We start from the raw sequence: 22,405 nt of genomic DNA on the forward strand, positions 1-22,405 counted from the left end.
TGACTGCCGGGCAAGTCCGGATTGAGGACTTGGCCTAGGCCTTCAAGCGCTGCCACGCAGCTTTGCAAGACCGGGCTTTCGCCACAGCTGCAGCGTCTAGGCATTCGGTCGGGTGTCCCGTTTGGGCCGGCTGCCTGCCCTGATCGCCTGAAAATGAGGGATCGCCTAAGCTCATAGCAACACGCGCTGCGGTGTGCGTCAAAGACTGGTTTGGCGTCTATGCAGACGGCGATTTCAGATCGGAAGAGGTTGCGCCCTGACTGCTAGCGCAATAAGCAGAGCGCTTTGCTCACATCCGAAGCGTTACCTCACAGGCCAAGCCACCCAGGCGCTCCGATGTTCTAAGTTCCAGCTTCCCAACATAGGCAGCCAGTAGATCAACGGAAATAGACAGACCTAAACCAGTTCCTCTTACTGAGGTGTCCAGCCGACTGCCGGACCGAAGCGCTTCGTCTCGGGCGCCTTCCGGAATGCCGGGTGCGTCATCTTCGATACAAAGTTCGATACCGCTTTCAGTACGCCTTGCGGTGACCTGGAATGTTGTTTGGCTCAAGAATTGGGCACAAGTGGCGTTACGTTGTGATCGCTATTCCAGGTCTTCCTTCCCTCAGTCGCCTTCGTAACGACCATTATCTACTGGTTGTGAATCCTGACCCGAGATCGCCGCGCCAGTGTCTCTTCGGATTCTGGAATTATAGGCGTCTTCCAGGAACCAAGTTTGTTTGACGCCAGAGGTTCAGGCGGCAGAAGTTCTACAAATCTGTTGCCGAAACCGGTTTCGGCATCGAAAATCGAAAAGATGGGAGCGAATCTTACAAATCGGTTGGATGTATCTGTTGCTGAAAATCAGCAGATTTCTGGCCGTGTTAAGATCCATGATCTTGCAGCCCGGCTTGGTCTTTCGAAAAGCACGGTTTCGCGCGCGCTGAACGGATATCCCGATATTTCCGAAACCACGCGCAAGCGTGTTGAAACCATGGCACGTAAGTTGGGGTACCGTCCCCTTAGCCATGCACAAGCTATTCGAACCGGGCGTGTTCGCGCCATTGCGATGGTGCTCAACGCTGACGAGCCGGATGGCCACAACCCATTTCTGCAGGAATTCCTAGCCGGAGCTTGCGAGGCCGCCAGCGGATTTGACTGGACGATGACGATATCAACCGCAAGATCTGAGCAGGACACGCTTAAGGTTCTTGCCCGTCTTGTGGAAGAGCACAAGGCCGATGGGTTTATCCTGCCTCGAACTGCGGTCAACGACGCGCGTATTCGATTTTTACGGCATCTGGATGTACCGTTCATTCTTTATGGCCGCACTGGATATGGATGCGCCACTCCGCCTGCAAATACATCGTGGTTCGATATCTCGGGCGAGACAGCCATCCGCAAGGCGGTGCTTCGGCTGGCAGGTCACAATCATACCCGCATCGGGTATGTCGGCAGCGATCTAAAATTCAACTACAGCCATCTCCGCCGGGATGGTTATGTTGAAGGGCTGGGTATCGCTGGGTTGCCCTTCGATCCAGAGCTTGTGCGGAACGGCGCCCGAACGCGCGAAGAAGGGGCCGCTGAAAGCCGGGCCCTTTTGGGTCTGGATCGGCCACCCACCGCGATCGTTTTTGCCACCGACCTGGCGGCCTTGGGATGTTACGGGGTCGCAACCGATCTGGGGCTGAAGATCGGACAGGATATTTCGATCATCGGCTATGACGGTATCCCTGAATGCCACTACGCCCGTCCAGGCCTGACAACGTTCAATGTTGATAGCCACGCTGCGGGGGCTCGCCTCGCAACACTGCTAATCCGCCAAATCCGGGGAGAAGCCCCTGACACTTTGCGCGAGCTTGGCGAGGCATCTTTGACCGAACGGGCCTCTGACGGCCCGCCATCGCTGACCTCGGAGGAGTTGGCGGAAAAGATCACGAAATCTAATGAACACATCTCGGGAGGAACCAATCAATGAAACTCACGCCCAAAGCGGCCAAGCTTATGCTAGGCTCGTCGCTTGCACTCGCGCTGACTGCGCTATCCGTGCAGGCGGACACGATCCGTTTCTGGACAACCGAAGAACAACCAGAGCGTCTGGCCAGACAGCAGGAGATGGCTGATAAGTTCAAGGCCCAGACCGGCACAACAGTTGAGGTGATCCCGGTTACCGAAAGCGATCTTGGCACCCGCGCCACCGCCGCCTTTGCTGCCGGCGATCTGCCGGACGTGGTTTATCACCCGCTGCAATATGCCCTTCCCTGGGCTGAAGCAGGTATTCTGGACACCGGGGCTGCAAGTGAAGTGATCGAGGATCTGGGCGCGGATACCTTTGCCCCGGGCCCTCTGTCCATGGCCGCCTTTGATGATGAAACTGCATCGGTTCCGGTCGACGGCTGGACGCAGATGGTGGTCTATCGCAAGGATCTGTTTGATGAGGCGGGTCTGGAAGCGCCGAACAGCTTTGCCGACATTCAGGCAGCGCTGGATGCACTGCATAACCCACCTGAAATGTACGGGTTTGTTTCGGCCACCAAGGTTGATGAAAACTTCATGAGTCAGGTGTTGGAGCATGTCTTCCTAGCCAATGGCGTCAGCCCTGTGGGTTCCGAGGGCTTCCAGCCATTGGACGAAGCCAAGACCACCGAGGTTCTGGATTTCTATAAAGCGATCTCTCAGGCCTCGCCTCCGGGTGAATTGTACTGGAAGCAATCGCGTGAACTGTATTTCGACGGCAAAGCCGCGATGATCATCTGGTCCCCATTCATTCTGGACGAGCTGGCTGGTCTGCGCGACAGTGCGCCGCCAACCATCAACGACGATCCGACCTCGCGCGATCTGGCCAGCAAGACCGGTATCGTGACCAAGCTGTCCGGCCCCTCGAACCCCGATGGAGCTGCTTGGGGTGATGTGCGTTACTTCGGTATTACCAGCGATGCGGATACCGATGCGGCGATCGACTTTGTGAAGTTTGCTATGGATGACGGATACACCCAAACTCTGGCTATCGCACCAGAGGGCAAGTTCCCTGTCCGTCGTGGAAATGCCGATAACCCGACTGCCTTTGCGGAAGCATGGGCTGAACTGCCGGTTGGTGTTGATCGCAAAGCCCCGCTCGGGGATCTCTATGAACAGGCCATGATCGATGAAATCGTTGGTGGTCTGGACGTTGCCCAGCGCTGGGGCGTGGCCGAAGGTCAGCTGGCACTGGCGTCGAAGATGATCAACAGCCAGGCGATCAATCGGGTCGTCCGTCAATATATTGATGGCGAAATTGACGCTGCAACTGCGGTTGCCGCCATGAATGACGAACTCGCCAAGGTCGAATAACGCGACCTCTCTTTGGCATCTGCAGCGGCGTTCGCGCCGTTGCACCCAACCCCTCGAGGTACCTCATGACTTCGGCCACCCCACCGACCGGAACCGGGGCCCTAGCCAAACGCGAGGCGCGTCTGGCCTGGGCGCTGCTGGCCCCAACCATCATCAGCGTGTCGCTGGTTGTGATCTTGCCATTGCTGGCAATCATCTGGATCAGCTTCAAACCCTTCTCGCTGTCGGATCTGCGTCCACCTGCGCCCGTCGTACGCGAGAGCCTGCGAGGGTCGGGTGACGATCTGCGTATCGAATACCGACTGCGCAACTCTAGTCAGGAAATCGCTGTCGAAGGTGTGACGCTTAGCGATGTTTTGCCTGATGGTGTCACCGCGGGTGAGGTCGCCACCCCCTGCATTCTGAATGGACAAGACCTATTCTGCGATTTCGGCACGTTGGAAGGTGGTCAACGTGAACGCATTCGCATTCCGGTCACCCTGGATGGTGATAAGGACGCATTTGAAGATTTGTTGGAAGGATCCGAACCGGGCATTACTGGCAAAGGACCAAACGTTCTGACCAATCCGGAGTTCAGTCTGGAAAACTTCGCTCGTGTCTTTGACGGATCAGAATTCTGGGGCGTTCTCTGGGTCACCTTGTTTTACACCGTCTTCGGTACAATTGGTGCCTTGGTCATGGGCCTGTTTGCTGCGCTGTTGCTGAACAAAAGCTTCAGAGGTCAGGGCTTCATCCGAGGTTTGTATCTATTCCCGTATGTCGCCCCCGTGATTGCCGTGGCCTTCACATGGGTTACACTGTTTGACCCCTTCTCTGGCTCGGCCAATGCATTGCTGGTGCAAATGGGGCTTAGTAACGATCCGATCAACTTTTTCGGCGAACGACCTCTGGCACTGATCATGGTCACGGTGTTCGAAATCTGGCGTTACTTCCCGCTGTCCTTCCTGTTCATTCTGGCGCGGATGCAGTCCATCGACTCCAGCATGTACGAAGCTGCCGATATGGATGGGGCCTCACCATTCCAAAAGTTCTGGCTGCTGAGCATTCCGCAATTGCTGGGCATCCTGTCGGTGCTGTTCCTGCTGCGTTTTATTTGGACGTTCAATAAGTTCGACGACATCTTCTTGCTGACCGGCGGCAATGCGGGGACCCGCACATTGACCGTGAACGTCTATGAGCAAGCCTTTGCGATCTCGAATATCGGTGCAGGCGCTGCCGTTGCTGTTGTGATCCTGATGTGCCTGATCACCTTCAGCTTCGTCTTCTTCCGCTTCATCAGCCGTGAGGAGGGTTTGTGATGCGCAATGGATTTATCACAGGACCTGTTTTGGGTGCACTGTGGCTGGTGGTCATTTCCACAACCGTCGCGGTGACTATGTCTTTCGCGACGGGCGCGGCCTTTCGCCCGCAAGTTCTGATGAGCCTGATCTGGGGGGCGGTGGTTGGTCTAACCTACGCTCGCTTTCCGGCGCGCCTTGCCCCGGCACGCCTGGGTGTGACGGCCCTGTTGGGCCTGTCCTGCGTGACAGGTTTTGGTCCGGTTCTGGTCGGGTCAGACACGACGCTGCAGGCCACGATGATCACCGTCATCGCCATGGCTTTGGTGATGCATCTTTCAATGGCAGAAATCTTGAAGGAACTTCCTTTCGGTGAGCTAACCCGCCATGAGTTCGAGGATGCGGTGATCCGCTTCTGCACCGGATTCGGCTATATCTTCTTTACCGCCATCGTCGTCATTCCCTTCTATGTGATGGTAATGACCAGCCTGAAATCGCAACAGGCGCTGTTACAAAATCCGCTGGATTTCTCGGTGGACCTTTCGCAGGGTTGGGCGCTGTTTCGCAGCTATACGGAACTGTTCCGCGATTTTAACTTCGGCACCTATCTTTGGACCTCTCTTTATGTCTCGGTCCTGACAGTTTTCATCACACTGGCGTTTAGCGTTCCAGGTGCCTATGCCGTCGCGCGTTTCCGGTTTCAGGGGCAAAAGGCGTTCTCTCGCTCGATCCTACTGATCTACATGGTGCCGATGATCGTTCTGGCGCTGCCGATCTATATTGCGTTCTCGCTGACTGGTCTGCGCAACTCGATCCTGGGCATCGTGATGATCTATCCGGTCACGACGATTCCCGTCGCGCTGTACATGCTGCAGGGGTATTTCCGTGGTCTCCCGACCGAGGTGGAGGAGGCCGGTCTGATGGACGGGCTTTCGAGGTTGGCAGTAATCTGGAAGATCACACTGCCACTTAGCCTGCCAGCCCTGGCCTCGGTCTCACTCTATGTCTTCATGATTGCCTGGAACGAGTTCCTGCTGGCCTTCATGCTGCTGGACGATCCGTCGAAATTCACTCTGACCCGAGGCGTCACCATGCTGAACTCCTCGGAAATTCCCCGACAGCACCTTATGGCCGGCGCGGTGATCGCCACTGTTCCGATCATGGCGCTGTTCCTGGGGCTTGAACGTTTCATGACCAAAGGCCTGACGGCAGGGTCTGTCAAAGGATGACCGAGATGAACCAACATACAAACCCCGACCGCGAGGCACGCAACATTCTGATTGCCAACGATCGCGGCGGTTACACCATCCCAACCGAGGGGCTGTACCCCTATCAATGGAACTGGGACAGTGCCATTGCTGCGCTGGGCTTTGCCGAGTTCGACATCGACCGCGCATGGGTCGAAATCGAGACATTGTTTTCAGGCCAATGGGATGACGGTATGGTGCCACATATCCTGTTTCATAAGCAGGATGAGGGTTATTTCCCGGGCCCTGACGTCTGGGGCTGCAACGGGCCAATTCCGTCCTCAGGTATTATCCAGCCACCGATTGCCGCAACGATGGCGCGCAAGATCTGGGAAAAAGACCCCGAAGCCGGTGAGGTGCGGATGCGTTCATTGTTCCCGGCGCTGCTGGCCTGGCACCGGTGGATCATGACGTGGCGCCTTGATGACCATGGTGCAGTTTGCACCACCCATCCATGGGAGGCCGGCCGGGACAATGCGCCGGATTGGGATAACACAATGGTGCGGATGGATGCCTCGGACGTGGGCGAATATCAGCGTCGTGACACAAAGCACGTGAACAGCGATGACCGCCCGACCAAATACGACTACGACCGCTATATAAAGCTGGTCCAGATCGGGCGGAACGTGCATTGGGATCAGCGTAAGCTGCTCGATGACAATCCATTCCGGGTTGCCGATCCGACCATGTCGTTCACCACTTTGCGCGCTGCACGGGATCTATTGATCGTCAGCGAAGCCCTGGGTTTACCCGCTGACGGTTTGACCGAGGACATCGCTAAATTGGAAGCCGGGGCGCAATCGCTTTGGAATGATGAACTTGGGTCCTTTGATTCTCGCGATGCGCACACTGGCGAGTGGTCCGGTAGCGTTTCAAACGCATCTTACCTTTGCTGGTATGCAGGTGTGGATTCTAAAGGAATGCTGCAGCGCGCACGGTCGGTATTGGAAACCGTACCATACCCCTTCCCAAGCTATGACCCGTCAATGCCGGGCTTCGATCCTCGCCGATATTGGAGAGGACCGAGTTGGGCGATCATGAACATGCTTGCCGGTTTTGGTCTGGACGAAATGGGCTACAAAAAAGAGGCAGAGTTGTTGCGCAGTAAAACAGCGGACCTGATCTCAACCTTTGGCTTTGCAGAATATTTTGACCCAATGACGGGCAGCCCCGCAGGCGGCAAGGCATTTACCTGGACAGCCGCTGTCTGGCTGCATTGGGCTGGGAGGAACTGATGGGCAGTATAGAACTCAAAGGCGTCGAAAAATGGTTCGGCAGCGCACAGGTCATCAAGGGCGTCGATCTTAAGATCGAAGAAGGTGAATTTGTTGTCTTCGTCGGCCCGTCGGGCTGTGGGAAATCCACACTTCTTCGCATGATTGGCGGGTTGGAAGATATCTCGCGCGGTGCGCTTCTGATTAATGACGGCGATGTCACCGACCACCCGCCATCCAAGCGCGGGCTCACCATGGTCTTCCAGTCCTATGCGCTCTATCCGCATTTGACCGTGGGCGAAAACATGGGCTTTTCACTCAAGGTGGCGGGCGTGCCCAAGGCTGAGATTCAGGAACAGGTTGCAAAAGCCGCCGACGTGTTGAAGTTAGAGCCGTTTCTGGAACGCCGACCAAAGGATCTATCCGGGGGACAACGTCAGCGTGTTGCCATCGGACGCTCGATCGTCCGCGATCCCACGGCTTTTCTGTTCGATGAGCCTCTTTCGAACCTCGATGCCGCCCTGCGGGTCGAAATGCGGTACGAGATTGCGAAACTGCACCAGAACCTAAAGCGCACGATGATCTATGTGACCCATGATCAGGTTGAGGCCATGACGCTTGCGGATCGGATCGTCGTACTGGAATACGGCAAGATCGCTCAGGTGGGGGCACCACGCGAGTTGTATGAACGCCCGGCCAATCTGTTTGTTGCTCAGTTCATCGGAAGCCCAAAGATGAACATCCTGCCATGTACGACGCGGGATGGCGCATATCATCTGGACAATGGCGGTTCGGGCGGGTTTCCCCTGACCAGCGAAGCAACCAAAGTCGGAATACGCCCCGAGCATATCGAGATCGCAGATCCCGGTGCTGGTCAATCGGACGGTACAATCGAGGTGGTCGAGTATCTGGGGGCAGACTCGTTTCTGATTGTTGATTGCGGCAGCGATGAACGTGTCACGGTGCGTCTGAACGGGGATACTGATCTAAGAAGCGGCGCAAGAATTGGCATGGTTTTTCCACCTGACAAAACACACTTCTTTGATGCCGACGGACAATCTATGACCGAGTAAGCTGCAAAGACATGATCGGTCTTTCGCGTGCTTTTCAGGCCAGATGAAATGGAGCGGTCGGTGCACTAAAGCCGATTTTGGGCCGTCAAAGTCAGATCCGATGATCCAGTTCATTCCATGGAAGTTCGTTTGACGAATTCGGACGATGCTTTACAAAAATGGCCATGTCAGGTGCCCAGCTTGAGATCATCGTTTTTGTGACGCCGCATTTTAATGTCTCGGCGACTTCTGCATTTATCGATCCGTTCCGCATTGCGAATTATCTGAGCGGAGCGTCGAAGTTCAATTGGGTTTTCGTATCCAAAGACGGTGGCGAAGTTGAAGCCAGCAATGGGATGGTCGTTTGCACGAGGCCGTTGAAAGAGGTCGAACGATCCGAGCCCTGGATGATGCTGGTCAGTTCCAGTTGGACACCCGAACGGCACGCGTCGCGCCAACTGCGCACATTGCTTCAACGATGGGCTGGATCGGGTGTTATCATTGGTGGGTTGGACACTGGCGCGATCATTTTGGCAATGGCGGGGTTGCTTAAGGGTAAGACCGCTACGGTTCACTATGAGCACATTGATGCATTCATCGAAATTGCAACCAACACCACGGTTTCTGAGAACATGTTTGTAATGGATGGTCGCATGTTCACCTGTTGCGGTGGAACAGCTTCGACGGATATGGGGCTGAAACTCATACACAAAGTTTCGGGTGAAAGCGCCGCCAACGCGACAGCACGCTACCTTTTTCATCACAACGTCAGAGGTGAAGATCAGTCACAAAACCCGAAGGTTGTTGAACCGATGGGCTATGTAACATCTGGCATCGTCCGCGCGGCCATTGATTTGATGGAAGCCCATCTGGAAAACACCCTGTCGATCCCCGAGATTGCGGAGCGTTTGCAAACCTCACAGCGGCAACTCAGCCGCCTGTTTAAGCAATATGTACATAGCTCGCCCGTGGCTTACTACCGTGATATCCGGCTGGATCGGGCACGTGGTTTGGTCACACAGACTGAGTTGAAGCTAAGTGAGATTGCGGCGGCCTCTGGCTTCAACAGCCAAGTGCACTTTAGTCGGGCCTATCATCAACGTTTCGGCCTAGCACCAAGCGCGGATCGGGTGGCTGGGCGGGTGCCGTTCGAGTTCCGCGCCTGGCCCATGTACCAGCCTGACGTCAAGAGCGAAGGTGCCGGGTCGCTGTCTGCAACGCAGTGAGCATTCGATCTCGTTGAGCAGATAGGTCTGTCGGGCTTTGGCCCTTGGATTGTGACGAAACTCCATCGACCAAAAGATCGATAACATCGTCATTGAGTCTGGGATCCCCAAGATCATCCCACCAGCCGTTGAACGTGTCCTTGAAATGCGCGCAAAAGGCCCTGAGCCCACCTTCGCCCGCCCCTAGATGAAAGAGCGTTGTCGGGCCCATTGCAGCCCAACGCAAACCTGGTCCAGCCCACATGGCTTTGTCGATGTCTTCGACGCTGGCGACGCCTTCGATGGCCATATGTACTGCCTCGCGCCATACAGCGGCCTGCAAGCGGTTCGCAACGTGGCCCGGAAGACCTTTGCGAATTCGTATCGTGACTTTGCCGATATCCTCATAGAACGCTTCTGTTCGGTCCAAGACATCCGCTTTCGTTGCGGTGTTAGCAGTGAGTTCGACCAATGGGATCAGATGGGGCGGGTTGAACGGGTGGCCAAGGATCAGGGGGCTCGGATCTTGCCAGCCTTCCTGCAATGCTTCGAGCGTCAAACCAGAGGTGGAACTGGATACGATCACATCTGGTGCGAGCGCGGCTTCGATTTCTTTGTAGGTCGCGTGTTTGATTGGCAGTCGTTCCGGGACATTTTCCTGAATGAATTGCGCGTCGCGCACAGCCTCGTTTACGCTCGCAACAAAGCGAATGGCATCGGGTGTTGCGCGCGTCGTCAATCCAAGCTCTTCAAGGGCGGGCCATGCTTTTTCGATATAGTCGCGCACGTCAGATTCAACGGTTGGGCTGGGGTCAAAGACAGTGACACTACGACCCGCAGCAAGGAAGAGTGCGGCCCAACTTGCACCGATGACGCCAGCCCCAAGGACGGCGGTATGATTAATCTCTGTCATCAGAATAATCCCGGATTAAGGGGCGAGGCTGCGGTCATGCCGCCATCAACAGTGAACAGCTGCCCGGTTGCGAAGCCCGCCTCATCAGAGGCGAGCCAAACAGCCATAGCAGCGATATCCGCCGGTTTGCCAAAGCGTCTGACCGCATGCCGGGCGAGCGCGTCTTGTTTGGCTCGTGCTGGATCATCTGCCAAATCAAAACCGGCGTCCAGCATGCCCGTTTCGATCCAGCCGGGGCAGATGGCGTTGCAGCGAATGTCGGGGCCATGATCGACAGCGATTGAGCGGGTCAGCCCATGCACAAAGGCCTTGGACGCATTGTAAAGTGCCATTGATGGATCCGCGACAGTTCCAGAAATCGAACCGATGTTGATAATCGCCGATCCCGAAGGCATGTGTGGGATGAAGGCCCGACAACAGTTGAACACGCCGCGCGCATTGACGCCCATCACCAGGTTCCAATCTTCGTCTGTGCTGTCGACCACGGTCTTTTCGACCTGCACGCCCGCGTTGTTGACCAGGATATCGGTGCCGCCGATTGTCCAGACGATTTTTGCAACTGCGTCAGGGTCGGACACATCCAGAGTGTGCCAAATTGCGTTTTCTGGCAGATCATCTGGTTGAGGGCCGCGCCCGCAGGTCGTAACAGCAGCCCCTTCAGCCAGGAAAGCCTCAACAATTCCGCGGCCAATCCCTTGTTTGCCGCCCGTAACAAAAGCGCGTTTGCCAGCCAGCCGCATTAGTGCGCCACCATCACATGGCGGATCGCGGTGTATGCGTCCAGCGCATAAACAGACATGTCGCTTCCAGTGCCGGACCCTTTCATCGCGGCCCAAGGCATCTCCGGGGTCGCAACCCCATGCGTATTCACCCAAGTGAAGCCATAGCGCAGTTTTGACGTCATTTGCATGGCCCGGCCGACATCACGCGTCCAGACCGAGGATGCGAGACCGTAGGAACCGCTGTTTGCAATACTCAGAGCATCGTCCGCATCTGAGAACCGCGAAACTGTCACAACTGGACCAAATACCTCCTTGCAGGCGACCTCGGCATTGTTGTCGACATTTGCGATGACGGTTGGTTGGTAGAAAAAGCCTTGTCCGTCACCCTCGGCACCACCGGTCACGATTTCAGCAGCCCCGCGCGCACGTTCGACGAAGCCTGCAACGCGATCCCTTTGCGCCAAGGAGACCAACGGCCCCATTTCGGTGCCTTCCGCCTTTGGAGCGCCGATCTGAATTTGGCTGACCTGGCCTTCAATGGCTGAGACGAGCTTGTCATAAGCTTTGGCAGCGACCATTACCCGACAGGGTTGGGCACAGTCCTGACCGGCGTTGAAATAGCTGCCAAAGCGAATAGCCTCGGCTACGGCCTCAAGATCAGCGTCATTAAAGACAATCACAGGTGCCTTTCCGCCCAGTTCAAGGTGGACATGCCGGATTTGCTGCGAAGCTGCCCGCATCGCCGCCATGCCCGTTGCGGGGGAACCTGTGACGCTGATGGCTTCCATTTGGGGGCTGTTGATGAGGGCGTCGCCAACAGTTGGGCCGCGCCCGTGGATCACATTCAACACCCCTTTGGGAAGGACGTCTTGCAGCAGCTCCGCCATGCGAAGGGTAGACAGAGGTGTTATCTCGGATGGTTTCAGTACGACTGGGCAACCGGCGGCGATAGGGGCCGCCAGTTTCCAGGAGGCCATCATCAAAGGATAGTTCCACGGTGCGATGGCGGCGACCGGACCCACGGGATCACGACGGATCATCGATGTATGCCCGGCCACGTACTCTCCGGCGGCTGAGCCCGTCATTGCGCGCGCGGCACCGGCAAAGAAGCGAAAGACATCGATGGTTAGCGGCATTTCGTCATCAAGGGCCGAGGGCCATGGTTTGCCGACGTCAAGGCTTTCCAGTTCTGCTAGTTCCTGACTGTGTTCTTCAAGGATATCAGCGATCTGCAGCAAAATGGCTGCGCGATCAGCAGGAGGCATGCCTGCGAAGCTGTCGAAGGCTTCGGCAGAGCTGCGCACAGCCGCTTCGATCTGTTCTGACCCGGCTTCATTCACGGCCCCGATGACCTCACCCGTTGCGGGGTTCATGACATCAAGCGCTTCGCCCGTACCGTCCACCATTTCACCATTGATCAGAATTTTCGTTTGCATGTTGTTCTCCCTAGAACCCGACCTGATCGCCACCTTTGAGGGCAAGCCGTGCGCGCGCTTCTGCAGGGGATGCAACTGTGAGGCCAAGGCTTTCAACTATCGTGCGGATCCGTGCCACCTGTTCGGCATTCGATTTGGCCAGTTCGCCTCTACCAATAAAAAGGCTGTCCTCTAGCCCGACACGTAGGTTGCCGCCACGCATGGCGCTTTGCGTCGCAAATGGCATCTGATGGCGGCCAGCGGCCAGCACGGACCATTCGTAGTTTTCTGATCCGAACAGCTTGTCTGCTGTGTTGTGCATGTGGACCAAATGGTCGGGGTCAGTCCCGACGCCGCCCAGAATTCCAAACACCATCTGAATGAAGAATGGCGGTTTGATGATCCCCTGATCGACAAACCATTTAACGTTGTAGAGATGGCCAAGATCGTAGCATTCAAACTCGAACTTCGTGCCATGATCTCCGCCGAGTTTTTCGATAGCGTAGCGGATCGTCTTGAACGTGTTGGGAAAGATGAAGTCTTCGGTCATCTTAAGGAATGGACGTTCCCAATCATGCTGGAATTCGGTGTATTTCTGAAGCATCGGGAAGATCCCGAAATTCATTGAACCCATGTTCAGGCTGGCCATTTCTGGGCTCGCAGACGTGGCAGCCAACAGCCGTTCGTCGATAGACATTCCCAACCCGCCGCCGGTTGAAACGTTGATGACAGCGTCGGTCGATTGCTTGATGACGGGCAGGAACTGGCCAAACAGCTCTGGTCGCGGATCTGGCTTGCCTGTCTCCGGATGACGCGCGTGCAAGTGGATAATCGACGCGCCGGCCGCCGCCGCCTCAATGCTTGCTGTTGCGATCTGAGCTGGCGTGATGGGCAGGTGAGGCGACATCGACGGCGTGTGAATGCCACCAGTCGGTGCGCAGGTGATGATAACGGGCCTGGGCATCAGAGCTTCATCTGTTGGACTTGCGCCGACAGACCTCCGTCCAGCACCCATAGTTGGCCTGACGCATAGCGCGCCTCGTCCGAGGCGAGCCAGTTCACCAGATTGGCGATATCCGTCGGTGTGCCGTAGGTGCGCATCGGGTGCACGTCGCGCACTGCTTTTTGCAGGGTTTCGATATTGCCACCGCCACCGCCCGAGCCATCCCCGTTGAAGAAACTCTGCAACATGGGTGTATCGATGTAACCAGGGCAAACCGCATTGACCCGAATGCCTTCAGGGCCGTGATCGCAGGCCATGGCGCGCGTAAGCGCGTGGACCGCCCCTTTCGTCGCGCAATAGGCAGCCAGTCCCGGGTCAGCGATGAACCCGTCATAGGAGCCAAAATTGATTAGGCTGGCGCTGCTACCAGACTTTGCTGCTGCTCGCATCAAAGGCAGCGCATGTTTCGAGGTGAGGAATGTACCCGTAGAATTCACCGCGAAACTTTGGTTCCATTCCTCAAGCGTGGTTTCTTCGACCGTCTTTTCGATCTCGATACCCGCCGCGTTTACTAGGATGTCCAACTTGCCATGGGCCGTGCCGACGATGTCCATTGCGGCTATGGCGTCGGCTTCCTGAGTGACATTGAGTTTCACAAAGTGACTGCCGTCGTCGTCGTGCTTTTCCAATGACCCTTGGGGCGTCAGGTCAGCCGCGTAGACCGTCGCACCCTCTTTCAAAAACCGCGCTACAATCGCGCGGCCAATTCCACCGCGAGCACCCGTCACCAGTGCGATTTTTCCATTTAACATCATTGATCTTGATCCTGCGGGGGTGGGAAGCGATACCTGCTGGCCGCAAATGTCCAATCCATGTGATTGCGCACATATTGCTGGCTGGCGTCAGCGGGCGGGTTGTAGTCCCAAGCCTCGCAAGCTCCGGCTTCCATTGCAGCATGCAGAGCCCGACGTGACCTTTGCGTCGCTATGATCTGCTTTCGAAGCGTTTCGCCATCCCATCGATCAGCGACCTCCTTGGCAAAGCCAGCTGCGGCATCTGTGTAACCCGGGTCTGCGGCGACATTTCGCGTTTCCTTGGGATCGGGGCCAAGGTCGTAGAGCTGAGGGGGATCACTGTCGCAGTGGATGTACTTGAGCGGCCCACGCCGGATCATGATGACGGGGTAGCCGGTCATTTCGGCGCAATATTCGCCAATCGCCTCGTCTACAGGATCGTCTTCTCCCTTCATCAAGGGGATCAAACTGCGCCCATCAATCGGCTCTCCCAACATTGAAAGATCGCCACCTGCGATGTCGATGAAGGTGGGGAGGAGGTCTACAAGCGAGACCGCGTTCTGAGCGGTCCCAATCACTACGCCAGGGCCTGCCATCACAAGCGGCACGCGCGCGGAATGCTCAAAGAAGTTCATCTTGTACCAAAGACCGCGTTCACCCAGCATATCGCCGTGATCTGCGGTCACGATAATGATCGTATTGTCGAGTTCCCCTATTTCTTGAAGAGTTTGAACAAGCTCTCCTATCTTGCTGTCAAAGTAGCTGATATTGGCCAAGTAAGCGCGTCTCGCGCGGATCACTTCCTCATCCGTCAGTGGTACATATGACGCCTCGATCCCATCCAACAGCCTGCGTGAAAACGGGTCTTGTTCTTCCAACGCGGGCACAAAGTCCGGCATCTCGATATCGTCGTCGGAATATAGGTTCCACCACTCGGGCCGGGCAACATAAGGGTCATGCGGGTGAATGAAACTGGCCACCATCGCAAAGGGTGCAGCGTTGCCCGCCGCCTTGTCGCGCGCTGCATCAAAGAGCCACCGTTTGGCGGCAAAGGCGACCTCATCGTCGTAGTCGATCTGAAATGTTGCATGTGCCAGGCCGCTTTCCTTGACGGTCTGCATATTGTGATACCATTTGTCGATCCGCTCATCGGGTGCTTCCCAGTCCGGGGTCCAGGCAAAATCGGCCGGGTAGATATCGGTGGTCACGCGATCTTCAAACCCGTGCATCTGGTCAGGGCCAATAAAATGCATTTTGCCTGACAGGCAGGTCCGATATCCCAACATTTTCAGATAGTGGGCGAAGGTCGGGATGGATGCCTTGAATTCTGACGCGTTATCATAGGCCGCAATACGGCTGATATGCTGACCTGACATAAAGGCAAAGCGCGAGGGCGCACAAAGAGGCGAATTACAATAGGCCGCATCAAACCGTATACCACGCGTGGCGAGCGCATCGAGATGCGGCGTTTTAGCGGTTTTGTGCCCGTAAGCTCCTGTGAAGTGTGGCGCCAGTTGGTCTGCCATGATCACGAGTATGTTGGGCTGTGTCACGCTGCACCTTTGGTGTAGGCATCCAGAACCAGCCCGTGAAAGTGATGCACAGCATGTTCGGATTTTCCCGATCCATCAGGGTCATGCACGATGCGCCCTTGGGTAAAGGCAGGCGTGCTCATACCGCGCTGCACACTTTCGACCAGACTGATGTCTTCGACCTGAAGAACCTCATCCAGATATCGGATCGCATCAAGCTCCATTGCGTCAGGCTCGGGCGTTTCCAGAAAGAAATCGTAGGTTTCCAAAGTCCGATCCGGCCCAACTGGAATGATATTAAGGACGATCATACTGGACCGCCCCGGATATCGCATCAGGCAGGTCGTTGGATAGAGCCACCACACCGCGTGGGTTTTGACCGTGGCATTGGCAACGTCATACGCTGAATTTGCGTGTTGACCTGCGTCAGCCATGTGGCTGGAGTAGATGGAATGCGTTGTTACCTTATAGGTATCCATGTCCACCAGATCGCAGAAATCCTTATGCGCGGTGGGGCAATGGTAACATTCCAGGAAGTTATCGACGACATTCTTCCAGTTCGATTTGATGTCGTACGTCAGACGGTGGCCAAAGGTCAGTTGATCCACATCCGGGGCCCAATGGCGCACTTCGATCTCAAGATTGCCGGACTGCTCTGCCAACGGGATGGCTTTTGGGTCTAGGTTGACGAAAACGAAGCCACAGAACTCTTCAACCTGCACCTCGTCCAAGCAAATTTCGTTCACGTCGAAATCGACGAGATTTTCGGTATGTGGCGCACGTACCAACCGCCCATCCAGTTTGTAGACCCACGCATGATAAGGGCACATAATCCGTGTTGTGGTGCCCTCGCCTGAAAGGAGTTCATGAGCACGGTGTTTGCAGACGTTGTAAAACCCGCGTAGCACGCCATTTTTGTCTCGGACAACGGCAATTGGCTGGCCTGCGATCTCAACTGTGACATAGGCCCCCGGATCACGTGTTTTTTCAACGTGGCAGATCCATTGCCAAGTCTTTCCGATCACGGACTTTAGGTCAGTGTCGAACCATCTTGGCTCGGTATAGGCTTCTGCCCTCAATGATTTCGAGCGTGCTGGATTGTCGTCATAGCCATGTGAAATTGCCGCGATGTCCATCTTTTCACCCTCCCGGATTTGAAAAAACGATATTGAAGCGGAGGAACGAAACTTAGCATTTTTCGCCAAGTTAGTTACAAAAATAGCCATTCAACGAAGGAAGAGTCTGTGAATTAGGATCAATCACAATGGGCTTTGTTTAAGAGGAGTCTGAGAAATACAGTTGCCAAGATCTTAATGATCGTCATGAAACATCGTGTTGTGGTCTAGACCATTGGCGCTGGGTGCCTCATCTTTTGTCAGCAATCATTCTATTCAAGCATGACGAGTTATCTTTGCACTATGATCTTTGTACCGCTGCCTTTTGTTGTCACAATCTTACTGGCACTGCTTTTTGTCAGCATCGCCCGGCGGGAGAATGATCAACCCAAGAACTCCGCATTTATGCTGTTGATCATATGTGCGGCTTTGCAGTCCATGTTGATCGGATTGCGTTTCGGGTATGGTGTTGAATGGGTCCGCTTCCTGTCGCCGCCGCTGGCGGCCGTAATGGCCCCATTGGTTTATTTCGGCTCGTTGCAACTGGTCGGCCCACGGCGGGTTGGGAAACTCCATCTGATTGCGCCGCACAGTATTCCACTTTTGATGGTCCTGCTTTCGATGGCTTTCTGGCCCGCTGCGCTGGACGTGATTATTATCGTCACGTTCCTTGTCTATGCAGCTCTAATACTTTTTCTGCTCCGATCCGGGGCAGATGCACTTCGGGTGACGGCGCTGGAATCTGCGGGATTGGTTCACCGTGCTTTGGTTTTTGCGGCACTTGTCTTGATATTTTCTGCAGTGGTTGACACGCTTATCACAGTTGACATCGCGGTCATGAATGCCCGGCATTTGCCGCAGCTCGTCTCGGTTGGCAATGTCGCAACTCTGCTCTTTCTTTCAATGGCCACCGCAGTGGCCAGTCGTGGTCGAGCCACGGGTGAAAGCTCAACACACGCCCCAACAACTGCGCCATCGTCGCTCTCTGGTTCCGCTGATGATCAAGAAATCATGGCAAACATCGAGAGTTTGATGAGCAAAACACATATCTATCGGGACGCCGATCTAAACCTTGCGCGCCTCGCCCGCCGGGCGGTTATCCCGTCGAGGCAAATCTCGGGGGCAATCAACCGGATGACGGGAAGCAATGTCTCACAATACGTCAACGGATACCGTATCGCTGAGGCTTGCGAACTGCTGGAGAACAGCACACGTTCGGTAACGGAGATCATGTTCGAAGTTGGTTTTGAGACAAAATCTAATTTCAACAGAGAGTTTCGACGTGTGACAGGCGTAACGCCGCTTGAATGGCGCAAATCAAAAGGGCCAACGTCAAAAGTGGCGCGCTGACCTCGCTTGGAATTGACTGAATCGCGATTTCGAACGTCCTAGATCGCGTTAGAGGTCGCGGGTTCGCGGGATGCGACAAATTCTGGTGACATGAAAACAGTCACCGATCAAAACAGTAAGATGTCCGAGACGCTGAGAGAGCTCTCAGCGTATCCTGCACCAGTTACAGCGGGTAGGTCGTCGCGGCGCTTTTCCAAGGTGTCTCTGGCAAGCTTAATTTCTTTGTTGTTGTTTGCGGCCGGTCTGGGATTTGCTCTTCTGCCTGATGGCGCGCAGCGCACTCTGTTGCCGCCTGACGTGCCGAATACATCAGTTGGAGCTGCGCCGCAGCGTGTCGTCTTGGACTCATCTGCTCCTTCTTCAGCACCCATGATCCGAGAAATCACTGGTTCCGGCTACGTCGCCGCACAATCCTCAGCCGTTGTTTATGCAGAGCATAGTGGGCTGATAGCGAATATTCTTGTTGAACCCGGAGACACGGTTCGCTTGGGCCAACCGGTACTTGTTATCGAGGACAAAGACGCCAGGTTCGCGTTGGAAAGCGCGCAGCTTTCACTTTATGTCGCCAAACTGGCGCTTTCTGCTGCGCGTATTTCCTGGGCACAGATTGATGCGACACTGCAGAGACAGGCCGAGCTCAGCCGAAGGGGTGCCGTTCCAAGTAGTCGCTTGGAAGATGCACAGACGGCTGCGCGCATGGCGGCCAACCAGGTCGAACACGCCAAAGCCGAGTTTAATAGGGCTGAGTTCGCTGTACGCGTCGCAGAAGAACGCGTTGCCGATCTGACCGTGCGTGCGCCGATCGCGGGAACTGTGACACATCTTTCCGCTCATGTAGGCGATGCCGTTCTGGACCGTATCGATGCGATACATGACGGAATCGGTTTGATGACAATTGCTGATCTGGGCCAGTTGGTCATCGATGCTGATGTGACAGAAAAAGCGATTACTGACCTAAGCGATGATCTCATCGGTGAGGCGGTTCTGGACGCCTTTCCCAATCAACCCTTCTCCTTCGCGCTTCAACGCATTGCGCCATTGGTGAATGCCGCCAAAGGAACCGTTGAGCTGCGCCTCAAACCGATCGATCCGCCAGCCGGGCTGCGGCCAGGCATGGCAGCGCGCGTCAACATCACGTTGCCTCCATCATCGATGCAAACCCAAATAGAACCGGGAGCTAACCCATGAGTGCCAATTTAGAAACCAACAAATCTTTCATCACGCTGCACGGTATCGGCAAGACCTTTCAAACCAGTGGCACGAGTGTTCCAATATTCGAAAACCTCGATCTCACCATCCAAAAAGGCGAATTTGTTGCTGTGATGGGGCCATCGGGTTCCGGGAAATCAACGCTCCTCAACCTGCTGGCCGGCCTTGACGGGCCAGATACTGGTGAGATCTGGATCGCAGGCCAAAGGCTGGACCATATGGGCGAGGCCGCCCGTTCAGCGTGGCGTGCGCACCATCTTGGGATCGTGTTCCAATTCTACAACCTTCTGCCGATGCTAACGGCCGAAGAAAACGTGGAACTTCCGCTGCTGCTGAAACCGATCCCTGCTTCTATGCGGCGCGAGCGGGTTGAGAAAATACTTGATCTCGTGGGTTTGGCGGGGCGTGGACGGCAAAACCCTGCGCGCATGTCCGGCGGGCAGCAACAGCGCGTCGGAATCGCGCGCGCAATCGTGTCTGATCCAACTCTTTTACTTTGTGACGAGCCGACCGGGGATTTGGATCGCGCATCCGCCGATGAAGTACTGACCATGTTAGGATACCTGAACCGCGAGCTTGGCAAGACCATCGTGATGGTCACCCATGACCCCGAAGCGGCCGAGGTCGCGGGCCGTACGCTACATCTTGATAAAGGCGTGTTTATCGAGCGTGAGCGGGTGATGGCATGACATTCTTTGGTCTCACTCGCAAAAGCGCGCTACGCAAACCACTGCGTTCCATATTGCTGGTCATTTCCGTCGTTGCTGCTTTTTTCATCTACGGGCTGACCGCCAGTTTCATCGCCGGATCACAGGGCACGGCCGCCGCCAGCGACGATTTGCTTGGTGTAATGCACTCAGCCGGTCGCAGTCAGCCCTTGCCCGTGGCCTATCTACCGCGCATCGCTGCGGTACCTGGTGTTGCAGAAGTCAGCCCAATCACACGGTTGCGCGGCAGCGTTCGCGATGAGCGCAATGTGGTCGCGGTCAGCGCAGGTCAGCCCGACAAGTTGCTGGCCGTCAGCGGTAGGGACCTCGGACTGAGCCAGTCTATGATCGATGCGCTGGGCGCCGGGCGGGATAGGGTCCTGGTTGGGCGCGCCCTTGCCGAGGCTCAAGGCTGGAAGGTCGGAGACCGACTGACGGTTTCGGCCTTCCGCACCAAAAGACGTGATGGAAGCCGTGACTGGCCGTTTGAGATTGCCGCAATCTTTGATGGCAAAAGTGCCAGCACAGATACCTATTTTATCCTCGCCCAGTATCGCTACATCAACGAAGGCCGCGCACGGGGCAAAGATACCGTGTCCACCTTCGCACTTCGTCCAGAACCAGGAGTTACACCGGAGGAATTGGCACCGCGTATAGATGCGTTGTTCGCCAACTCTGCGGCACCCACACGCACCTTGTCAGAAAAGCAATTTCTCAGTGCGTTCCTCAGCCAATATGCAGACATCAAACATGTTGTAACGCTGGTTGTCGGCGCTTCCTTTGTGACGCTTTTGTTGATCGTGATCAACACAATGGTCTTCGCCTTGCGCGAGCGTCGTTTTGAGGTCGGTGTACTGAAAACCCTGGGGTTTTCGCCATCCCGTATCCTGCTGATGGTTTTGGCTGAGGCCCTTTTCATATTCCTGCTCGGCGGCACCATCGGTATGGGACTTGCGAGGCTTGCCAGCCTGGCCTTGCCGCCCGCTCTGGGGCTGGTTTTTGATCCGGGTGTGATGTTGCGCGCAGTCGCACTTGTTTTCCTGCTTGGTCTCGTCGCCGGGGCGCTGCCCGCGCTGACCGCCATGCGAACACCAATCCTTTCCGCTTTCAGAACGAGGTAAGCCCCATGCCTTCATCCTTTCGACAAATCATTGCAATGAGCCGTGCAACGCTTCTCAGTCTCCCCCGCAGGCTTGCCATTTCCTTGTCTATGGTCGGGTCAATCACGCTTGTGGTCTGCGTTTTAAGTGGCTTTCTTGCCATGGCGCGGGGGTTCGAGATCACGTTGCAAAGCGCGGGATCATCAGACGTGGCTGTTATCCTTGGCGGCGGCACACGACAGGAAGGCAACTCTGATATCCCAAATGAAGTTGTGCGGGCACTTCTGGCAACGCGCGGCGATTTGGGCGTCCTGCGCGACGATCGGAATGTGCCCGTCCTGTCTCGCGAGCTTGTAGTTCCCGTCGAGTTTCGAGACAGTCCCGACGCGGTACCCGAAACACTGGCACTACGCGGTATGGATGAAACTGGTCCGGGCATCCGCGCCGGTGTCACACTCGCTTCCGGCCGCTCGATAAAAACTGGCACGCGTGAGATCATGTTAGGTGAGCAACTGGCCGCCCGCTATCCTGGCTTGAACGTCGGTGATCGGGTTCGGCTCGGTCCGGTTGATTGGACGATTGTCGGACACTTCTCCAACCAAGGAAGTGCTTTGGAATCAGAGATTTGGGGCGACATTGATGCTGTGGCAGCCGCGTTCGACCGTTTGGGTGAGGTGCAAAGTCTTCGGCTTTCTCTCACGGAGGCCAACAAGCTTGAAGGGCTAATCCGCGCCACCTCTGAATTCAATACAGCTCAACTTTTGGTTCTGACCGAGGCTCAGCTCTACGCTGGGCAGGCCGAGGGAACGGCGCGGCTCGTCCGGTATTTTGGATGGCCAGTGGCGATCTTGATGGCGATTGGCGCAACCGCTGGGGCGCTGAATACCATGATGAGCTCGGTATCGGATCGAACCGTCGAAATCGCTACCGTCCGGGCATTGGGGTTTAGCCGCTTATCGGCTTGTATAGCGACCTGGTTGGAGGCTGTATTGCTTTCAACCTTAGGCATTGGTTTGGGCCTTGCCGCATCATGGCTGGCGATAAACGGCTGGCAGGCAAGTACGATCGGCGCAAATGGCACAAAGCTGGCCTTCCATCTCGTGGTTGGTCGAGATGTTATGGTTGAGGCCGCATTGGTTGGTCTTGCCATCGGAGTCATAGGTGGTGTCGTGCCCGCAATTGCTGCAGCTCGGCTGCCTATTGCTGTGGCATTGAGAGGGCGTCGTTAGATGGTTTCTTCTGTTCTGTGATCATCAAGTATACCGCTGCTTGATGTCGATGACATAACCTCTCGCTGG

The 22,405-nt window shown here is 55.8% G+C and carries 20 protein-coding genes; 12 read left to right on the forward strand and 8 right to left on the reverse strand.

Going from position 1 to position 22,405, the window contains the following annotated elements; genetic code table 11:
• Positions 1–289: 289 nt before the first annotated feature.
• A complete protein-coding gene (locus ABLN87_RS09735; RefSeq protein WP_353009534.1) occupies positions 290–553 on the reverse strand; it encodes an ATP-binding protein in 264 nt (87 codons plus the stop codon).
• A 246-nt stretch (positions 554–799) separates the two neighbouring features.
• Between ABLN87_RS09735 and ABLN87_RS09740 the strand changes: the two genes are divergently transcribed.
• From ABLN87_RS09740 to ABLN87_RS09770, 7 genes are all read left to right on the forward strand, one after another.
• Positions 800–1,960: a LacI family DNA-binding transcriptional regulator gene (locus tag ABLN87_RS09740; protein WP_353009536.1), complete on the forward strand. Its 1,161-nt coding sequence runs from the start codon at positions 800–802 to the stop codon at positions 1,958–1,960.
• Entirely contained in the window at positions 1,957–3,312 is a 1,356-nt protein-coding gene (locus ABLN87_RS09745; protein ID WP_353009537.1) for an ABC transporter substrate-binding protein, read from the forward strand. Before ABLN87_RS09740 ends, ABLN87_RS09745 begins: the two co-directional genes overlap by 4 nt.
• A 65-nt stretch (positions 3,313–3,377) precedes the next feature.
• Complete coding sequence (locus ABLN87_RS09750; RefSeq protein ID WP_353009540.1) at positions 3,378–4,610, forward strand: carbohydrate ABC transporter permease; 1,233 nt, start codon at positions 3,378–3,380, stop codon at positions 4,608–4,610.
• Entirely contained in the window at positions 4,610–5,818 is a 1,209-nt protein-coding gene (locus ABLN87_RS09755) for a carbohydrate ABC transporter permease (protein ID WP_353009541.1), read from the forward strand. Before ABLN87_RS09750 ends, ABLN87_RS09755 begins: the two co-directional genes overlap by 1 nt.
• A 5-nt stretch (positions 5,819–5,823) precedes the next feature.
• The gene (locus ABLN87_RS09760; RefSeq protein WP_353009544.1) at positions 5,824–7,071 is read left to right on the forward strand and encodes an MGH1-like glycoside hydrolase domain-containing protein; all 1,248 of its coding nucleotides are present in this window, start codon (positions 5,824–5,826) and stop codon (positions 7,069–7,071) included.
• A complete protein-coding gene (locus ABLN87_RS09765; protein ID WP_353009547.1) occupies positions 7,071–8,123 on the forward strand; it encodes an ABC transporter ATP-binding protein in 1,053 nt (350 codons plus the stop codon). Before ABLN87_RS09760 ends, ABLN87_RS09765 begins: the two co-directional genes overlap by 1 nt.
• Before the next feature lie 158 nt (positions 8,124–8,281).
• Entirely contained in the window at positions 8,282–9,328 is a 1,047-nt protein-coding gene (locus tag ABLN87_RS09770; protein WP_353009550.1) for a GlxA family transcriptional regulator, read from the forward strand.
• On the opposite strand, the gene ABLN87_RS09775 is transcribed toward ABLN87_RS09770, so the two are convergent.
• From ABLN87_RS09775 to ABLN87_RS09805, 7 genes are read right to left on the reverse strand one after another with little or no spacing between them, the layout of a single operon-like run.
• Positions 9,288–10,220 (reverse strand): 3-hydroxyacyl-CoA dehydrogenase NAD-binding domain-containing protein, encoded by a 933-nt coding sequence (locus ABLN87_RS09775; protein ID WP_353009552.1) that lies wholly within the window; start codon positions 10,218–10,220, stop codon positions 9,288–9,290. The genes ABLN87_RS09770 and ABLN87_RS09775 overlap by 41 nt on opposite strands.
• On the reverse strand, positions 10,220–10,960 hold the full coding sequence (locus ABLN87_RS09780; RefSeq protein ID WP_353009555.1) for an SDR family NAD(P)-dependent oxidoreductase: 741 nt from the start codon (positions 10,958–10,960) through the stop codon (positions 10,220–10,222). The genes ABLN87_RS09775 and ABLN87_RS09780 overlap by 1 nt, the downstream gene beginning before the upstream one ends.
• Positions 10,960–12,378 carry an aminobutyraldehyde dehydrogenase gene (locus tag ABLN87_RS09785; RefSeq protein WP_353009558.1) on the reverse strand — a complete coding sequence of 473 codons (1,419 nt, stop codon included), beginning with the start codon at positions 12,376–12,378 and terminating at the stop codon, positions 10,960–10,962. Before ABLN87_RS09785 ends, ABLN87_RS09780 begins: the two co-directional genes overlap by 1 nt.
• 10 nt (positions 12,379–12,388) lie before the next feature.
• On the reverse strand, positions 12,389–13,321 hold the full coding sequence (locus tag ABLN87_RS09790; protein ID WP_353009560.1) for a 3-keto-5-aminohexanoate cleavage protein: 933 nt from the start codon (positions 13,319–13,321) through the stop codon (positions 12,389–12,391).
• Positions 13,321–14,115 (reverse strand): SDR family NAD(P)-dependent oxidoreductase, encoded by a 795-nt coding sequence (locus ABLN87_RS09795; protein WP_353009561.1) that lies wholly within the window; start codon positions 14,113–14,115, stop codon positions 13,321–13,323. The genes ABLN87_RS09790 and ABLN87_RS09795 overlap by 1 nt, the downstream gene beginning before the upstream one ends.
• Complete coding sequence (gene betC / locus ABLN87_RS09800; protein WP_353009562.1) at positions 14,112–15,647, reverse strand: choline-sulfatase; 1,536 nt, start codon at positions 15,645–15,647, stop codon at positions 14,112–14,114. The genes ABLN87_RS09795 and betC overlap by 4 nt, the downstream gene beginning before the upstream one ends.
• On the reverse strand, positions 15,644–16,762 hold the full coding sequence (locus ABLN87_RS09805) for an aromatic ring-hydroxylating oxygenase subunit alpha (protein ID WP_353009564.1): 1,119 nt from the start codon (positions 16,760–16,762) through the stop codon (positions 15,644–15,646). The genes betC and ABLN87_RS09805 overlap by 4 nt, the downstream gene beginning before the upstream one ends.
• A gap of 282 nt (positions 16,763–17,044) precedes the next feature.
• On the opposite strand from ABLN87_RS09805, the gene ABLN87_RS09810 reads away from it, so the two are divergent.
• The 5 genes from ABLN87_RS09810 (at position 17,045) to ABLN87_RS09830 (ending at position 22,336) form a co-directional block, all read left to right on the forward strand.
• Complete coding sequence (locus ABLN87_RS09810; RefSeq protein WP_353009567.1) at positions 17,045–18,091, forward strand: helix-turn-helix domain-containing protein; 1,047 nt, start codon at positions 17,045–17,047, stop codon at positions 18,089–18,091.
• A 369-nt stretch (positions 18,092–18,460) separates the two neighbouring features.
• Positions 18,461–19,279, forward strand: a complete 819-nt coding sequence (locus tag ABLN87_RS09815; protein WP_353009570.1) for an efflux RND transporter periplasmic adaptor subunit — start codon at positions 18,461–18,463, stop codon at positions 19,277–19,279.
• Positions 19,276–19,989 (forward strand): ABC transporter ATP-binding protein, encoded by a 714-nt coding sequence (locus tag ABLN87_RS09820; protein ID WP_353009572.1) that lies wholly within the window; start codon positions 19,276–19,278, stop codon positions 19,987–19,989. Before ABLN87_RS09815 ends, ABLN87_RS09820 begins: the two co-directional genes overlap by 4 nt.
• Positions 19,986–21,128, forward strand: coding sequence for an ABC transporter permease (locus tag ABLN87_RS09825; RefSeq protein ID WP_353009574.1), 1,143 nt, complete (start codon positions 19,986–19,988; stop codon positions 21,126–21,128). Before ABLN87_RS09820 ends, ABLN87_RS09825 begins: the two co-directional genes overlap by 4 nt.
• A 5-nt stretch (positions 21,129–21,133) precedes the next feature.
• Entirely contained in the window at positions 21,134–22,336 is a 1,203-nt protein-coding gene (locus ABLN87_RS09830) for an ABC transporter permease (protein WP_353009576.1), read from the forward strand.
• Positions 22,337–22,405 lie beyond the last annotated feature (69 nt).

Origin of the sequence: Ruegeria sp. SCP10 (assembly GCF_040329495.1) — a bacterium.
Classification (GTDB): Bacteria; Pseudomonadota; Alphaproteobacteria; order Rhodobacterales; family Rhodobacteraceae; genus Ruegeria.

What these genes read in the sequence shown, in the direction of transcription:
- ABLN87_RS09740 (WP_353009536.1), top strand. Translation starts at nt 800, where the DNA reads ATGGGAGCGAATCTTACAAATCGGTTGGATGTATCTGTTGCTGAAAAT.
- ABLN87_RS09745 (WP_353009537.1), top strand. Translation starts at nt 1,957, where the DNA reads ATGAAACTCACGCCCAAAGCGGCCAAGCTTATGCTAGGCTCGTCGCTT.
- ABLN87_RS09750 (WP_353009540.1), top strand. Translation starts at nt 3,378, where the DNA reads ATGACTTCGGCCACCCCACCGACCGGAACCGGGGCCCTAGCCAAACGC.
- ABLN87_RS09755 (WP_353009541.1), top strand. Translation starts at nt 4,610, where the DNA reads ATGCGCAATGGATTTATCACAGGACCTGTTTTGGGTGCACTGTGGCTG.
- ABLN87_RS09760 (WP_353009544.1), top strand. Translation starts at nt 5,824, where the DNA reads ATGAACCAACATACAAACCCCGACCGCGAGGCACGCAACATTCTGATT.
- ABLN87_RS09765 (WP_353009547.1), top strand. Translation starts at nt 7,071, where the DNA reads ATGGGCAGTATAGAACTCAAAGGCGTCGAAAAATGGTTCGGCAGCGCA.
- ABLN87_RS09770 (WP_353009550.1), top strand. Translation starts at nt 8,282, where the DNA reads ATGGCCATGTCAGGTGCCCAGCTTGAGATCATCGTTTTTGTGACGCCG.
- ABLN87_RS09775 (WP_353009552.1), bottom strand. Translation starts at nt 10,220, where the DNA reads ATGACAGAGATTAATCATACCGCCGTCCTTGGGGCTGGCGTCATCGGT.
- ABLN87_RS09780 (WP_353009555.1), bottom strand. Translation starts at nt 10,960, where the DNA reads ATGCGGCTGGCTGGCAAACGCGCTTTTGTTACGGGCGGCAAACAAGGG.
- ABLN87_RS09785 (WP_353009558.1), bottom strand. Translation starts at nt 12,378, where the DNA reads ATGCAAACGAAAATTCTGATCAATGGTGAAATGGTGGACGGTACGGGC.
- ABLN87_RS09790 (WP_353009560.1), bottom strand. Translation starts at nt 13,321, where the DNA reads ATGCCCAGGCCCGTTATCATCACCTGCGCACCGACTGGTGGCATTCAC.
- ABLN87_RS09795 (WP_353009561.1), bottom strand. Translation starts at nt 14,115, where the DNA reads ATGATGTTAAATGGAAAAATCGCACTGGTGACGGGTGCTCGCGGTGGA.
- ABLN87_RS09805 (WP_353009564.1), bottom strand. Translation starts at nt 16,762, where the DNA reads ATGGACATCGCGGCAATTTCACATGGCTATGACGACAATCCAGCACGC.
- ABLN87_RS09810 (WP_353009567.1), top strand. Translation starts at nt 17,045, where the DNA reads ATGATCTTTGTACCGCTGCCTTTTGTTGTCACAATCTTACTGGCACTG.
- ABLN87_RS09815 (WP_353009570.1), top strand. Translation starts at nt 18,461, where the DNA reads ATGATCCGAGAAATCACTGGTTCCGGCTACGTCGCCGCACAATCCTCA.
- ABLN87_RS09820 (WP_353009572.1), top strand. Translation starts at nt 19,276, where the DNA reads ATGAGTGCCAATTTAGAAACCAACAAATCTTTCATCACGCTGCACGGT.
- ABLN87_RS09825 (WP_353009574.1), top strand. Translation starts at nt 19,986, where the DNA reads ATGACATTCTTTGGTCTCACTCGCAAAAGCGCGCTACGCAAACCACTG.
- ABLN87_RS09830 (WP_353009576.1), top strand. Translation starts at nt 21,134, where the DNA reads ATGCCTTCATCCTTTCGACAAATCATTGCAATGAGCCGTGCAACGCTT.